General features: G+C 60.1%; 12 protein-coding genes and 1 pseudogene. 7 read left to right on the top strand and 6 right to left on the bottom strand.

What is annotated here, in order from left to right:
• Positions 1-16: 16 nt before the first annotated feature.
• From X760_RS79180 to X760_RS65910, 5 genes are all read left to right on the top strand, one after another.
• Complete coding sequence (locus X760_RS79180; protein WP_084642910.1) at positions 17-709, top strand: DUF1883 domain-containing protein; 693 nt, start codon at positions 17-19, stop codon at positions 707-709.
• Between the two features lie 371 nt (positions 710-1,080).
• On the top strand, positions 1,081-1,830 hold the full coding sequence (locus X760_RS65925; protein WP_036245514.1) for a LuxR family transcriptional regulator: 750 nt from the start codon (positions 1,081-1,083) through the stop codon (positions 1,828-1,830).
• A gap of 82 nt (positions 1,831-1,912) precedes the next feature.
• Positions 1,913-2,545, top strand: coding sequence for an acyl-homoserine-lactone synthase (locus X760_RS65920; RefSeq protein ID WP_023721459.1), 633 nt, complete (start codon positions 1,913-1,915; stop codon positions 2,543-2,545).
• Positions 2,546-2,573: 28 nt separating this feature from the next.
• Complete coding sequence (locus X760_RS65915) at positions 2,574-2,813, top strand: DUF6499 domain-containing protein (protein WP_023721458.1); 240 nt, start codon at positions 2,574-2,576, stop codon at positions 2,811-2,813.
• Positions 2,814-2,958: 145 nt separating this feature from the next.
• Positions 2,959-3,381 (top strand): DUF2285 domain-containing protein, encoded by a 423-nt coding sequence (locus X760_RS65910; protein WP_023721457.1) that lies wholly within the window; start codon positions 2,959-2,961, stop codon positions 3,379-3,381.
• Between the two features lie 24 nt (positions 3,382-3,405).
• Here the strand turns inward: X760_RS65910 and X760_RS65905 are convergent, their stop codons facing one another.
• Positions 3,406-3,687, bottom strand: a complete 282-nt coding sequence (locus X760_RS65905) for a DUF2285 domain-containing protein (RefSeq protein WP_023721456.1) — start codon at positions 3,685-3,687, stop codon at positions 3,406-3,408.
• Positions 3,688-3,803: 116 nt separating this feature from the next.
• Here X760_RS65905 and X760_RS65900 point away from each other — a divergent pair, with 116 nt between their 5' ends.
• The gene (locus X760_RS65900) at positions 3,804-4,037 is read left to right on the top strand and encodes a helix-turn-helix transcriptional regulator (protein ID WP_023721455.1); all 234 of its coding nucleotides are present in this window, start codon (positions 3,804-3,806) and stop codon (positions 4,035-4,037) included.
• 874 nt (positions 4,038-4,911) lie between these two features.
• Here the strand turns inward: X760_RS65900 and X760_RS65895 are convergent.
• From X760_RS65895 to X760_RS75195, 5 genes and pseudogenes are all read right to left on the bottom strand, one after another.
• Positions 4,912-5,628, bottom strand: coding sequence for an OmpW family protein (locus tag X760_RS65895; RefSeq protein ID WP_023721453.1), 717 nt, complete (start codon positions 5,626-5,628; stop codon positions 4,912-4,914).
• Positions 5,629-6,380: 752 nt separating this feature from the next.
• Positions 6,381-8,471, bottom strand: a complete 2,091-nt coding sequence (locus X760_RS65885; protein ID WP_023721451.1) for a prolyl oligopeptidase family serine peptidase — start codon at positions 8,469-8,471, stop codon at positions 6,381-6,383.
• A 748-nt stretch (positions 8,472-9,219) separates the two neighbouring features.
• Positions 9,220-10,792: pseudogene (locus tag X760_RS0139120) on the bottom strand (IS66 family transposase).
• A gap of 54 nt (positions 10,793-10,846) precedes the next feature.
• On the bottom strand, positions 10,847-11,200 hold the full coding sequence (gene tnpB / locus X760_RS65875; RefSeq protein WP_023721448.1) for an IS66 family insertion sequence element accessory protein TnpB: 354 nt from the start codon (positions 11,198-11,200) through the stop codon (positions 10,847-10,849).
• A complete protein-coding gene (locus tag X760_RS75195) occupies positions 11,181-11,648 on the bottom strand; it encodes a transposase (RefSeq protein WP_156948185.1) in 468 nt (155 codons plus the stop codon). Before X760_RS75195 ends, tnpB begins: the two co-directional genes overlap by 20 nt.
• 912 nt (positions 11,649-12,560) lie before the next feature.
• Here X760_RS75195 and X760_RS65860 point away from each other — a divergent pair.
• Positions 12,561-13,931 (top strand): lysine N(6)-hydroxylase/L-ornithine N(5)-oxygenase family protein, encoded by a 1,371-nt coding sequence (locus X760_RS65860; RefSeq protein WP_245278689.1) that lies wholly within the window; start codon positions 12,561-12,563, stop codon positions 13,929-13,931.
• The last annotated feature ends 199 nt before the right edge of the window (positions 13,932-14,130 follow it).

Here is a 14,130-nt window from a genome sequence, read left to right as displayed (position 1 = left end):
ACAGGATGAGGGGGAGATGAATTTTACGCATTGCGATTTGGGGCAGTGTTCTCGCGGTCAGAGGGCCGAGATCACGTTCACGTCGGGAGCCAACCTAAGGTTGCTGGATTTGACGAGCTGCAGCAATTACGGGCGCGGAGAACGACCTCAGTATATTGGCCGGCTTGCGAAGCAGCCAGTCCGCCTGCAGGTTCCCAAGTCGGTGCATTGGCATGTAGCCGTCGATATGCAGGGGCTTGAAGGCGGCACTTGTTCCAGCATCAGGAAATTGCCCGGGCGCCTCTACCCGAATTGCGCGAAGCTCTGTGTTCTGTTCCGTCCCTGGTCAGGGATAGTTCGCCGCGGGGAACATCCACAGACGGGAATCGCCAGTACGAGGTGTTCATCTCCCATGCTTCCGAAAGATAAGGATGATGTCGTCCGTCCACTGGCGCTGAATGATGGACTCGCAGTCTGGTCTGACGGATTCGAGCTTCGGATCGGTAACAGCCTCAGGCGGATCGATCAGGGATTAGCGAACAGCCATTTCGGCGTGGTCGCTTTGTCAGAGCCGTTCGAAAGGCTGGACGAACTACGAACTCGACGGAATCGCCGCTCGTCTGTCAAACGGGAGCAACAGCTTCTACCCACCTGGCATAAGTCGCCCAAAGCACTGCTACCAACACGCCTGACGATTTCCGACCTGATCACGTCGGTTATAGCTGCATAGGAATACAATGGTCGCGTTGCCGATCACCGGTCGAAATTGTCAAAGACGAACACTCGCACGGCCCGTCTTTTTGTTGGGTTCGGTAACCCAATTTCGGCCCGCCCGCTGCTCTCCACCAATGCGCTTCGCACTCTCGAACTGCTCCATCAGCACCTTCTTGTGTTGGGAGGCTGCCGTAGCATTTCGGACAAAAAACGTCTGAGATCGCCGCGTAGCTACCGCTGGCGAGCTAACAATATGCGCGACCGTCGCGGCATTTGTAAAGAAGGTCAGCCCGGCCAGTTTGAGAGGTCGGCTTACGATGGGGTCTACAGGCCGGGTGGCGCACAGCAGAGAGATGAAGGGAGTGAGTCAGGACAGGAGGAAGAACAATGAGGAAGGACATGCGAATTGTCTTCGAGACATTCCTGGAAAAGTTGTCGGTAAGTGTCGATGAGGGTGATTTTCGCGGAGCCTTGGCCGATGTCGCCTCAGGTCTGGATCTATTCACCTTTGCCTACTTCTCCTTACCGCCGTGGTCTAATGGCAAGCCCATGCTGATCTCGAATTATCCGGCGCTCTGGACAGCGCGCTATCTTGAGAACCGGTATCAGAATGTCGACCCAGTCATTTTACGTGCAAGCTATGGCGAATCCACATTTCGATGGGGATTTGACCTAAAGAGTTTTGATCTGTCCGCGCCTCAGCTTAGGTTTTTCGAGGAAGCAGCGCAGTTCGGCATCCGCTGCGGCGTGACGATCCCGATCATTGATGGCCGCGACAATTTTGCGGCTATGACCTTTGCCGCTGACAAGCCCGATCCTGCATACTTTCGCGTGGCCGATCACTACGAGCAAGGTCTTCCGTTTTTCGCGAGCTGTTTTCATACGTTCGTCCGCTGCAGACTGTCGGGCGATCGAAGAGTTGGCGGTGTGTTGTTGACGCCGCGTGAATACGAGTGCCTGCAGTGGGCGGCGCGCGGCAAGTCCGCCCGAGATACAGGCGGCATCCTGGAGATCTCGCGGTACACGGCTGAGTTCCATCTGGCAAACGTCCGCAAGAAGCTTGGCGTGACAACCACCCGACAGGCGATTACGCGTCTGGCGGCTTCAGGCTTTTCGCTTCCTGATAAGTCGGCTTGACCTCCGGAACTGCACAGGCTGCGCTTTCGCGAAGGATCGTCTCCAATGGCGAGGAAATGTTTCCCGCCATTGGAGGCCTTTGATGATCCAGCTTATTGCGCCTGAGTGCTACGACGACTTTGCTGACGGACTGCATGCAATGCATCGGCTTCGATTTCGCGTCTTCAAGGAACGCCTAGGCTGGGACGTGCAGGATAATGGCGGCTATGAAATCGATTCCTTTGACGCGCTCAGACCGCACTACCTGTTGTTGCGCGGTTTCGAGGGCCGGGTGGAGGGTTGCGTTCGCCTTCTGCCCTCAGCGGGCCCGACCATGATTCGCGATACCTTTCCGATGCTGTTGGAAGGAAGGGCTGCACCTGAGGATCCGAGCGTGTGGGAAAGCAGCCGTTTTGCGCTCGACATAGCTTCATCTGGGCAAAAGGGGGCGGGTGGTATCGCTCTCGGCACATATGAGCTCTTCGCCGGCATGATCGAGTTCGGCCTCTCACGCCGGCTCAGCCACGTCGTCACGGTCACCGACTTGCGCATGGAGCGCATTCTTCGTCGCGCCGGCTGGCCCCTCGAGCGGATCGGCAACCCGCACACGATCGGCGCGACACGCGCACTGGCGGGCTACCTCGAAGTGTCGAGAGCGACACTTCATGCGGTGCGACAAAACAGCGGTATCGACAGTCCGGTGCTATGGGCGCCGGTGCTTCGCCGGGTGGCGTGAATGTGACGCCCGGCAGGAGAGCACAGTCATGTCCACGTCTCTTGCGACGGACGCCGATCTGCCCGACTGGTGGAATGATAGGTCATACGGCTACGCCGCTCAGCTGACGCTGCGTGGCTGGGCTTGGGAGTTTTTGCGGCGCAATCCGGTATTTCAGCATGATGTGCTTGCTGCGCGCCGGCAGGCCAACAGTTTGCCGCATGGAACCACCGTCGAGGTGATCGCGTCGGCCGGCAACCTGTCGCGCTGGGGTGTTTCGTTTCGCTGAATCTTACGGGCGCAGTGCGACTGTGTTTTGGTGTCCCCGCCGGTGTCCAAGCGTGTTGCCTGTCATTGCGGAACGGCGATTTGCGTCATCGACGATATCGTCGTTCGAGCTGGCGGCATTGCCATGTCGTGCTGCAGTCCTGCTGATGCCCGACAAGAGCCAGGAGGTTCTTCTTCGCGATGCGGAGCGCAGCCTCCAGCTTGCTGTTTCGGGAGCGGATGTCCTGCATCCTGTTTACCTCCGCACCGAGGCGATCTGGCCGGCAGCACTTTCGAAGCATCGTCTGTTAGCGCTGGAGTGCCTCAATGCCCTTTGTGCCTATGGAAAACTGCCCGCGCGCTTGTTTCCGCCACAAAGACGCGGGCCCCGATTGAACTTCGTCCTCCGCGCGCTCGATGGCGCGCTTGCCGGAGCATCACATCGCGAAATCGCCGAAGCGCTCGTCGGCCAAGCGCGCGTCCGGTCCGACTGGAAGGATCCTCAAGATCACCTGCGCGATCGTATCCGGCGCGCCGTCTCACGTGGCCGTGCGCTAATGAACGGCGAATATCTGAATTTCCTTCTTTGAAGAGCATGAGATCCGCGCTGTGCGTCAGCCGGCGAACAGTTCCTTGTAGCCGGTCGTCACCATCCAATTAGCACGGTCGATATGGCTGCGGAGGGCCTTTTTGGCGCGGACCGGTTCAATGGACGGGTCAATGCCGAGAATGCGATGCGCCATCTCCTCCTCGCTGGCATTGTCGGCGCAGGCGTCGAGAATCCTCAGATAGATCTTGAAATGCTGCCGGTCATAGCTCGTGAGGCTCTCCGACCAAGGGACCTCGTCGCGCAGTGTCGAGCTTTGAGTCCCGTCTGTTCCCGTTGATCCATTCATGTCTGCCGCGAACCTCGCATCTTGATCGCTGGATTCAAGACAGCATATCCCAAAATGGGATAATCCGGAACCGGGATTAGTGGCTGAGACGGTCTTTACCTGACCGGTTCTCCTACATGCCCAAATCACTTCGATCTCCCCGCCACCAGCGGTTTCTGGCCCAGCTGATATCGCTGCGCGAGGCCAAAGGCATGACTCAGGCGCAGGTGGCTGAGAAGCTTGGCCGGCCGCAATCCTTCGTGGCCAAGTATGAAGGTGGGGAGCGGCGTCTCGACATCATTGAATTTCTCGACGTAACCGCAGTGCTTGACGCTGATCCGTGCGAGATTCTGTTGAGCCTGCGGTCATAACTGATGCCGGCGCCTCTCGCGGAGCCACCGCTCCCGGTGGACCAGCCCGCTTTTCTGCGGCAAGCTCAGGCGTCTCGGCCATTCGGCTCCCGCCCTGGCGCGGGTCGTCAGACCCTCGCAACCTGATCTGGTGGGCCTTTCCCAGCGGTTCAGGGTGGGCGGCGCGCCCTTCTACGGCCGCCGCGGCTTCCAGCAACCCTTCGCTCTCGCTTCGGGTCCTTCTGTTCGTTTCGGTCCTCTGGATGCGGTTCGCCTGGACGGCGGCCCTTCCGGCCGCAACCCGCCGCCCACCCCCCCACTTCCCGGGAAAGCAGCGATTGGCGAGCGGAGGACGACGTTGCATGCAAGACAGAAGCGAACCATTAGCGGAGACCGAGGTGAGGGCAGCGCTCGGGCGCCAGGCTCTATCAGGAGGTCCCAGACCGCATCATTGCCGAGATGGAGCCCGGTACCGTACCGTGTGTGCCGCGGGCAGGGCGAAGCGCGGCCCTGGGCTGCCGAGGGACGCTTTGGGGCGCCAGCCCACCGGTGCAGCAGAAAAGAACCGGCAGCTCGCAGCATGGCTGAACACGGCATCTTGTCGCCGTGGAGGAGGTCCGTGCGCGCAGGCGCATAATCTCACACAGAACGTCGGGGAGACCGATGCCGGCAAAGAGTCTGGCCGCTGCATCCTGATCTAAGGCGCGTCTCTAGGCACTTCCATTTCAGGCATTAGTCGAGGCCGCGTTGACCAGGGTACGCTTCTTGGTCCACTCGAGGAAGGCGGCCGCCCTCTGTACAACGGCTTCTTCCCGTGCAGGGGCGACCGAAAAAAGGGCGCACAAGGCGCCCTTCATTTCAGATCAGCTATAGCAAGCCGCCTCGCCTTCCGTTGTCAGAAGCGGTAGGTGACACCTGCGCCTATCAGCCAGGGATCGAGCGCCGCCTTCCCCGTCAGCTTGGCGCCGGCCACGGTGACGTCGAAGTCTGGCTTCAGGAAAAGCTTCTTCACGTCGAAGTTGACGCCCCAGTGCTCGTCCACCATGTAGTCGAACCCGACCTGCAGTGCGGTGCCGAAGGTGTTCTTAACCTTGAGATCATCGGCGCTGCCGGCATCCTGATTATAGAAGATTGTATAGTTCACGCCGGCGCCGACATAGGGCTTGAAAGCACCGAAATCGGTAAAATGGTACTGCAATGTCAGCGTGGGCGGCAGCAGCCAAACCTTGCCGATATTGCCCAGCCCGCCGATCGAGCCCTGGCCTGCGATGTTGGCATAGGTGGTGCCGAGGATAAGCTCGGCGGCGACGTTGTCGGTGAAGAAATACGAGATATCGAGTTCGGGCGTCACGGTGTTCGAATAGGAAAGACCGGAGCCGGGCGCCGTATCAACGTAGCCCGAATCCTGGGTGATGACCCCCAACCCACGGAGGCGGATCTGCCAAGGGCTTGGCCATTCCGAGGCCAAGTCTCCTTCGTCCGAGGCCAAGACTGCTACTTCCGGGACGCTCGCGGCCTGCGCAAGGTCCGCCGCGGCGGCCTGGTGTCCCATCACCATGAGGATGACAGCCGCTGTTATTCCCTGGACCACGCCCGGTCGCGTTCTGGCCATGATATTCTCTCCTTTTTCTTCAGACATGGTGCGTTGCACTACTAAGAATCTCATTTTATCAGTTTATACTGAAGCATTCTCATACTCACCTTGCATGAGACAGTGCCGTCATTATTTGCGAATTCGCGCAATCACGGACCTGTGCTCACTTTTTTTGAAACATTGCCTTGTTTGGCGCACCAATCAGCCATCGGCTTGCCAACCGATCGCGCTGCGAAGGAAATTGTTGCCCAAGGCAATGAATGCCGCCCGCTCGCGATTGTCCTTGCGGTAGCTGTGCCTACCTGCGCTGGGCTTCGTAGAAGTAAGCGGGATAGGCACTGTATTTAGCGAAGCCGGAATCCTCAGTGAGGACCCCCAACGCGCGCAGGCGGATCTGCCAAGGGCTTGGTTCTGCGATGACCCAGGTTGCTGTCGTAGGGCACGGGCGAGGCGGAGGGTCGCGCAGGGGAGGCGGAGGAACGTACAGGGCTCGTGCAAGCTCCGCCGCGACGGCCTGCTGCCCCATCAGCACCAGGACGATGGCCGCTGTTACTCCCCGCGCCACGTTTGTTCGCTTTGTTGCCATGGTATTGTCTCCTTGCTTTTCAGACATGATAGGCTGCAATGGGAATAGTCTACTGTATTGTTTGAGGCAGACTTAGCTCTGTCGCGCATTTTACGCAAACTCGGTACTCATTATTTGTGCAGTTGTTGCAGACATTCGATCTATACCCACTTATTCCTAGTTTGCTCTGTCGCGCTCCCGGTCGTCAATGAGCGCTATCGGCGTGCCAGCCGATCACGTTGCGAAGAAAGTTGGTGCCAAGACTGATGAATGCGGCCCGCTCGCGATTGTCCTTGCCGTAGCCGTGCCCGCCCGCGCTGAGCTCGTAGAAGTAAGCGGGATATCCAAGGGCCTGCAGCTTTGCGGCCATCTTGCGCGCGTGGCCCGGGTGGACGCGGTCGTCGCGCTTCGTGGTGGCGAGCAGGACAGGCGGATAGGGCTGTCCCGGCGTCGCGGCGTGATAGGCGGAGATTTCCTTCAGGAAAACCCAATCGTCAGCCTTGTCGGGATCGCCATATTCGTCGATCCAGCTCGCGCCCGCCAGGAGCTTGGTGTAGCGGCGCATGTCGACAAGCGGAACTGTGCAGAACAGCGCGCCGAAGTGCTCAGGGTAGCGGGTCAGCATGTTGGCAATCAGCAGGCCGCCATTTGACCCGCCCTCGGCGGCAATCCGCCTCGGCAGCGTAATGCCCCTTCGCACCAGGTCGGCGGCAACGGCGGCGAAATCGTCATGGGCAAGACGTTTGCCCTGTCTGCGCCCGGCATCGTGCCAACGGGTGCCGAACTCGCCGCCGCCCCGGATGTTCGCCACCACGCACGTGCCGCCGCGTTCGAGCCACAGCTTGCCGAGCGAGGAATTGTAGGAGGGCAGGAGCGATATGCCGAACCCGCCATAGGCGGTGAGGTGAACCGGGGCATCCCCGTTCCCGTCAGCCGGACCGACCTGCGTATAGGGAATCATCTCGCCATCGATCGAGACCGCCTCGTGGCGCGTGACCACCAGTCCGGATGCGTCGAAATTCTCCGGGCTGCGCTTCAGGATTACTGAAACGCTGAGAGGCGGCGCGGCGTCGAGATCCAATAGGAAAAGCTGCGGCGGCGTGATCGGATCCTGAGCCCAGACCAGGATCTCTCCATTGGTCTCGTGATCTGCCGCATCGAGTGACCAGAGATCAACAGTCCGTTCGGCGGGAAACGTGTTCAGGGCTCGGCGCGTCCATTCCTGCGGGCCCGGGGTGAATATCTCGAATCTAGGAACGAGGTTCGCCAGGTAGGCGACAATGAGCTTCCCGTTGTTCCAGAAGAAGGACTGCAGGACCCGCCTCTCGGCTGGTTCGAACAGAGTGCTAAAACGGCGCTCGCCAGCCAGGAAAGAGGAAAGCGAGATGCCGATCAGCGCGTCGGCGCAATAGGTCGTCCCGGCAACCGTCCATGCTTTACGCGGCTTTACCGCCAGCCAATCGCCGAAGGTGTTCCATCTGGCGTCCTTGGGAAGGCCGATCTCAATCTTCGGCCCGCTTCTATCGCCAATGCGGACTATTTTGTCGAGCCAAGCCAGCTGCTCGACGAACCACAGGCGCTCGCTCTTGGCGGTACGGTCCAGATGGCCACACACAACGAGGGTTTCGGAACCCGTCTCGAAGATTACCGGCGCGGTGAGGGGATCCGCGCCACGGTTCCACAGTCGCACGGTGCGCGCGTAACCGGAGCGGGTGGCCATGCCATGACCAAGCGCACTGGAAAGCAGAAGCGTGTTGGGGTCGAGCCAATCAATGTTGCCCTTGGCCTCGGGGAGATTGAACCCGTCGGCGACAAAGCTCAGGGAGCTCAGGTCGAATTCGCGATGCACGACCGCGTCGCTGCCGCAGCGCGACAGGCGCAGAATGGCTCTTTCCCGTCTCTCCGGCTCGATCGATGCGCTGCCCCAGACCCAATCTTCTCCGTCGCTAGCGGCGAGGGCGTCCAGATCGATCAGCAGCTCCCACTGGGGATCAGTCTTCATGTAGGCGGCAAGGGTGGTCCGGCGCCACAGCCCGCGCGGATTTCCGGCATCTTGCCAGAAATTGTAGAGGTACTGACCGCGGCGCGTGATACGGGGAATCCTGTCGGGACGGTCGAAAATCGCTGTAAGCGCCGCCCGGTCGCGCTCAAACTGCGTTCCCGCGAAGTTCTTCAGGGTCTTTGCCGACTGGCTGGCGGTCCACGCAAGTGCCCGTTCGCCTTCTACATCTTCAAGCCAGAGATGGGGGTCATCGTCGGGTGCATTCAGCGTTGGACGGAAATCGAATGCGGTCATGTCCGGCTAACCCGAAGAGTGAAGTCGCCTGGAAAACAGGCGCAAAGTCTTCCGTCGGCCCGGGAAAGCTCCGCTTTCGCGGCTGCGACCGCATGTTCGGCGGGCATGATCATGCGATGATTTCTCCTCTGTCCGTGCCGCAGCGCGTTTTGCGGACAGCCCCGCAGGAGTCGTGCCAAATAGGAAAATCGTTTCCAAGCAATGCGATCATCCTGATGACGCTGTGTCTCATGTCCGACATCGTCGAACATCCGACAACGAGTGCAGCCGTGACCGCCTGATAGAACCTCCCGTGCCAGATCGGTGGGCACTGCGGATGCAGTGAAGCTCACCGCGAAACTGGCCGAACTTCGGGTCGACATCGGCGACGCGGCGATCGACGACCACTTCGTCGCCGGGGTCGGGCGCGGCACAGCGTGAGGACACCGCGGCGCGATCATCGAATAACTGCGTTTACGTTGCCTCTATCCTGGCCCACCCGTGGGCGCGCAAAAGACTGCTTTACGGCCTCAGCCCTTTGCCTGGATCAAGTCGCAGGGACCGAATGGCGCACGGCAGAGTGGCCATAACGCAATTGTCTTCCGGCTATCTTTCCAGAGATTCGACAATCCAGTTGGTGAAGGTCCCATATCGCCCAATCATTGATGTGCTTAGGTATGGGCATGCGCCCATCGAAAGCGCTCATTTCCCCGCACGTCGACGCCGCCTTTCAACGACGGTCGCTTTCAGATGGACGCGTCCGGGCGGATCAGGCTGCGGCGGTTTTGGCGAAGTTGAAGGGCAGCAGGTCGTCGATATCAGTATCGACAGCGCGTTGAGGCAGCTCGGTGAGGACGTGGCGCAGCCACGCTAACGGCTCGACGCCACAGGCGCGGCAGGTCAACATCAGGCTGTAGATGACGGCGCTGGCCCTGGCTCCGTCGACGGTATCGCTGAACAGCCAACTTTTCCGGCCAGTGGCAAAGATTCTGATGTCACGCTCGAGAAGATTGTTGTCGATCGGCATGCTGCCGTCCTCGGTGTAACGAGTCAGATATCCCCATTGGTTCAGGGTGTAGGAGACGGCGTCGCCGAGCTTGCTGTCCGGCAAGACTTTTGGGGCGATGTCGTCGAGCCATGCCTTGAGAGCCTGGAGGATCGGGACACTATGTTGCTGGCGGAAGCGGCGAATGCAGTCATCTCGCGTTTCGCCGTCATCGGGGATTTCGTTCCGCGCCTGCCTTTCAACCCAATAGAGCTGTTCAAAGAACCGGAGCGCCTGTTCCGGCGGGCCGCCGCCTTTCTTCCTCGCCTTTAGGGCATCGACGAAGCGCCGCCTGGAATGGGCCATGCAGCCAAGATGCGTTGCCCCTTCCAGCGTGCGCCAGGCGGAATAACCGTCACTCATCACGATGCCGCGGTAATCGCCCAAGAAGGTCTGCGGGTGTATCTGGCCGCGACCCGGCTGATAATCGAGCAGCACGATCGGCTCGTCACTGTCGTGGCCGCTCCGGTATGCCCACATGTACGAGGTGCTGGTGGCCTCTCTGTCCATTTCCTTCAGCACCTGGACCGTGGTCTCGTCGCCATGGATGAGGGGCTGCGATCTGAGCCGCAGCTTCAGCACGTCATAGATGCGGGCGAGATGCTTTTCGCTCGAGCCGATCACCCAGTGACCCAGAGCGCCACGGCTGACAGGAACGCCCGCGCGCTCGAAGGCCTGCGCCAGGCGGTAGAGCGGTGTGCCGTCGACGTATTTGTGAACGAGCACGAAGGCCAGCGTCGAGGCCGTGGCGATGCTGCCCGGCAAGGGTTGCGCGGGCATCGGCGCGGTCACGACCGGCGTGTTGATGCCGGTACGGTCGCAATGGCGGCAAGCATACTTGAACCGCACATTCTGCAGGACCTTCGCCTTCACCTCGATATGAAGTTGCTCGGTAACGGCCTCGCCCATGCGATGCATCTGGTGACGGCAGCAGGGACAAGCCTTCTGGTCGTCGGGAAGGTCATACTCGACGCGCTCGCGCGGCAGGTTTTCCGGCAAGGCCTTGCGGCCGCGCTTCTTTCCCGTCGCCCCTTCGCTCGCCGGCAAGCCCGTGTCCGGCAGGACAACGACATCGCCATCTTCGCTGTCGGCGGCGTCCTCCTCCGCGGCCTGTTCGGCTTCATTGAAGAGGCGGTCAATGTGCTTTTCGCTCTTCGGCGCAAAACGATGCAGCCGCGCAAGCGCCAGCTCTTCCTCGAGTTTGACGACGCGTTCGGCGAGTTGACGGTTCTGCGCCTGCAGCGCAGCAATGCGCGCCATCAACTCTTTCAACAGTCGGTTCGCCGGGTCGATTCATCAGATTCTTGAATCGAAAGCATACCGCCGCGTCAACCGCTCAATTCGAGAGCCCTCAACCGGCAACCTGATATTGCCGCACCGGATGGCGGACCATCGCATCGATATCGATGCCGTCGAGGATCCAGTGCAATTGCTCGGTCGTAAGCGTGACCACCGCTGCCTCCCGGCGCGGCCACCGGAACCTGTCCTCGGTCAGCCGCTTCAGGACCAGCACAAAGCCCGACCGATCGAAGAACAGGAGCTTCATCCGGTCGCGACGGCGATTGCAGAACGCAAAAACCGCCGGAGCAAACGGATCGAGCGCCATCGTCTCCTGCACCAGAACCGCAAGGCTGTTGATGCCGGCCCGGAAGTCGATCGGCTCGCGGTGCAGGTAGACTTTCAGGTCAGCGCCCAGTCTGAACATGACCCAGCGCTCCGATGGTTGCCGTCAATGCATCCACATCACCGCATTCCAGCGTCAACTTCACGCCGTTCGGCAGCGACGCGCTCACCTTGGCTGGAGAGGAAAAATGCGCTGTCCTTTTCGATGCCGACCTACGCACCCCATCGCAAGTCCCCGGCAAATCCACCGCAGCCATGCTGCTCTGTCGCAGCAAGGCCCGATCGGAAGTGCTTTCAATCTGAACCGGGATGAACGCTGATGGTGAGGGCGGCGGGAGGGTCTCCGCGCGCCTCTTTATCCACTTCCGAAGAAGGTTCGCATTGACCCCATGTTCGAGCGCGAGCCTCGATACCGACACGCCAGGCTCAAGGCAGGCCGAGACAAGACGGTCCTTCGATGCGGGGTCGTATCGGCGTCGCCCGTCCCGACCGACAAGCCTTACCCGCAGTTTCTGCTCATCTTCTTCCATCACTTGGTGTCCACCTATTTTGGTGGACACCTGCATGCATCAGAGCACTCAACAGCAAAAGGTGCGGGGAAATTCGCGCTTACCGCCCATCCGCAACCATCTCATCAAGAGCATCGATCCGACACCGACATAGAGAATTGCTTCTCCATTTAGAGAGGCCTCGCCGCGGACATGAGATTGCGTCACTCTTCATGATCGCGGCCTCCAAGGATGTCGGGATCCAGCCAGTGCAACGGCACGACAGGGCGAAGGATCTGGCAGCTCTTGCAACTGCCGACCTCGATGGACAAGGCATATCGCGATCTGTCCGGCAGAGACAGAAGGTTCTGCACTGTCCGTTCATGAAGACGTCGTGCTGGTCTCCATAAGAGAAGTATTCTGGTGCAGAAGGTGCCCGATTAGCTATTCGGAAAGGGGACATCGACGTGCAAATCGGGCGCCGCCGGTACGCGTCCCCCTCAATGTCGGATTTCCGACAGGGTCGCAAATCCGCCAAGCCGTTGTTAAATAAAGTTTTCCTTCTCTGGCACGGCCCATGCATGGGGTCCTGCGAACGCATCAGCGAGACCTCCTCCATGATCATGCGCACCGAAAATGCCGTCGCCGCAATGAAAACCGCGCTCTCGCCTGCCATCAAGCGCCGAAAGGCCGGCGCGTCATGGTTGAGGCGGGCGACTGCGCCGGCTTCAAACACCTTAATGGGCCTGGAAAGCTCCTCGCGTGCGGCGACGCGGGCATCCAGACGGGCGGAAAGGATATACCGTTGATGCCCCCAACCCACGTCGGCGGCATGACCCGTCGATTGTCACCGCGCTGGAATGCTCGGGTCTACATTCGACAACCCGAACGCGCAGGACAATTCTCGCAAATCCGGTCGGCACCGGGGCTCGAAAACGCCCGCGAGGGGGCCCAATGGCTATGGCCGATATTCGCCGCGAACAAGCCGCCGAGTCGGAAAAATTTATAGGAGCAAAGCAAGTGGAGTTATCTTGCGTTGGAGTCGGTGCTGGGCCGTCTAATTTGAGTCTTGCGTGTCAGATACACGAGCAAATTGGGCGAGGGGCGCTGTTCCTGGATCGGCAAGTCGACTTCCGTTGGCATCCCGGCATCGCGTTCGATTCCTCGGAGCTCCAGGTCAGCCACTTCAAGGATCTGGTCACGCTGGTGAATCCGCGATCAGCCTACACTTTCGTAAACTTCCTGCACGAGAACGGGCGTCTGTATCACTTCCTGAACGCACAGTTCGAAGCCGTGCTCAGAGTTGAGTTCGAGCAATACCTGAACTGGGCCTTCCACAGGAACCCACTTGTGCGTCGCGGCGAGACCGTGCACGAAATCCGCTTTAACGGCGAGTTTCGGGTGCGGACGGATAAGGCGGTTCTCGGCGCCAGAAACGTCGTGGTCGGCATTGGCAAGCAGGCGCAAATTCCGCCTCAGTTTCAGGGCTGGACTGGACACAACCTGTTCCACTCATCTGTTTTATTGCACGTCCATCCTGAGGTGCGGAGAAAGCATGTCTGCGTGGTTGGCGGAGGCCAGTCGGGAGCCGAGGTGATGTTGCACCTTGTCGGCCTGCCGAAAGAACGGCGGCCTGCCTCGATCACTTGGGTCTCGCAGCGTGAGAACTACCTGCCTCTCGACGACAGCCCGTTCACAAACGAGTTGTTCATGCCCTGCTTTTCGGATCGTTTCGCGGCGATGAGCGAGTCGCAGCGTAAGCTGCTCCTGCGGCGTTTCGTGCTTGCCTCGGACGGCATTTCGGAAAGCACGTTGCGCGCGATCTATCAGGCGCTGTACCGCCACGCATTTGTCGAGCCAAACCGATGCGACATCACACTGCGGCCGGGCTGCACCGTCTCGCACTGCATCAACGCCGGACCGGGTCACAGGCTGACCCTGCAGCACGGCATGGACGAGGTCGAAGAAGTCACGGCTGACATCGTCATCCTGGCCACCGGTTACGAGAACGCGGTGCCAGACTTCTTGGAACCCATCGCGCACCGGCTGGAGCAGATCGACAATGAATTAGCTATTCGCGAGGATTTTTCGGTGAGCTGGGACGGACCGCGTGACAGACGCATCTTCGTACAAAACGCGAGCCTCGGGCAGCGCGGCCTGGCCGATCCGAACCTAAGCCTGCTGGCCTGGCGCGCGCGCCGCATCCTCGATAGCCTTCTTGGGCGCGCGCCATGCGCGAACCCCGAGCATCCTGGCTTCATCAGCCATACCTCGATCGAGAGCTGGCCCGCCCCCGCAGCCGAAGAAATGGGCAGCGGGATATGACTCGTAGACTTTTGATCATCGGCGGTGGCATCCTAGGAATGATATCCGCCTCCGCTGCGGCGAAGGCCGGAGGCTTCTCCGAAATCATCGTGACCGAACAAGCCCTTGGACCAAGCGGCGCATCGCATTATTCTGGGGGCGTGCATTTCCCCTCCGGTTGTCAAGACCGTACCAGGTCGCTCACTCGAAAGAGCGCCGT

Source organism: Mesorhizobium sp. LSHC420B00 (genome assembly GCF_000503055.1).
GTDB lineage: Bacteria > Pseudomonadota > Alphaproteobacteria > Rhizobiales > Rhizobiaceae > Mesorhizobium.
The sequence above is the reverse complement of the archived record's forward strand: the minus strand, read 5'-3'. Positions and strand labels throughout refer to the sequence as shown.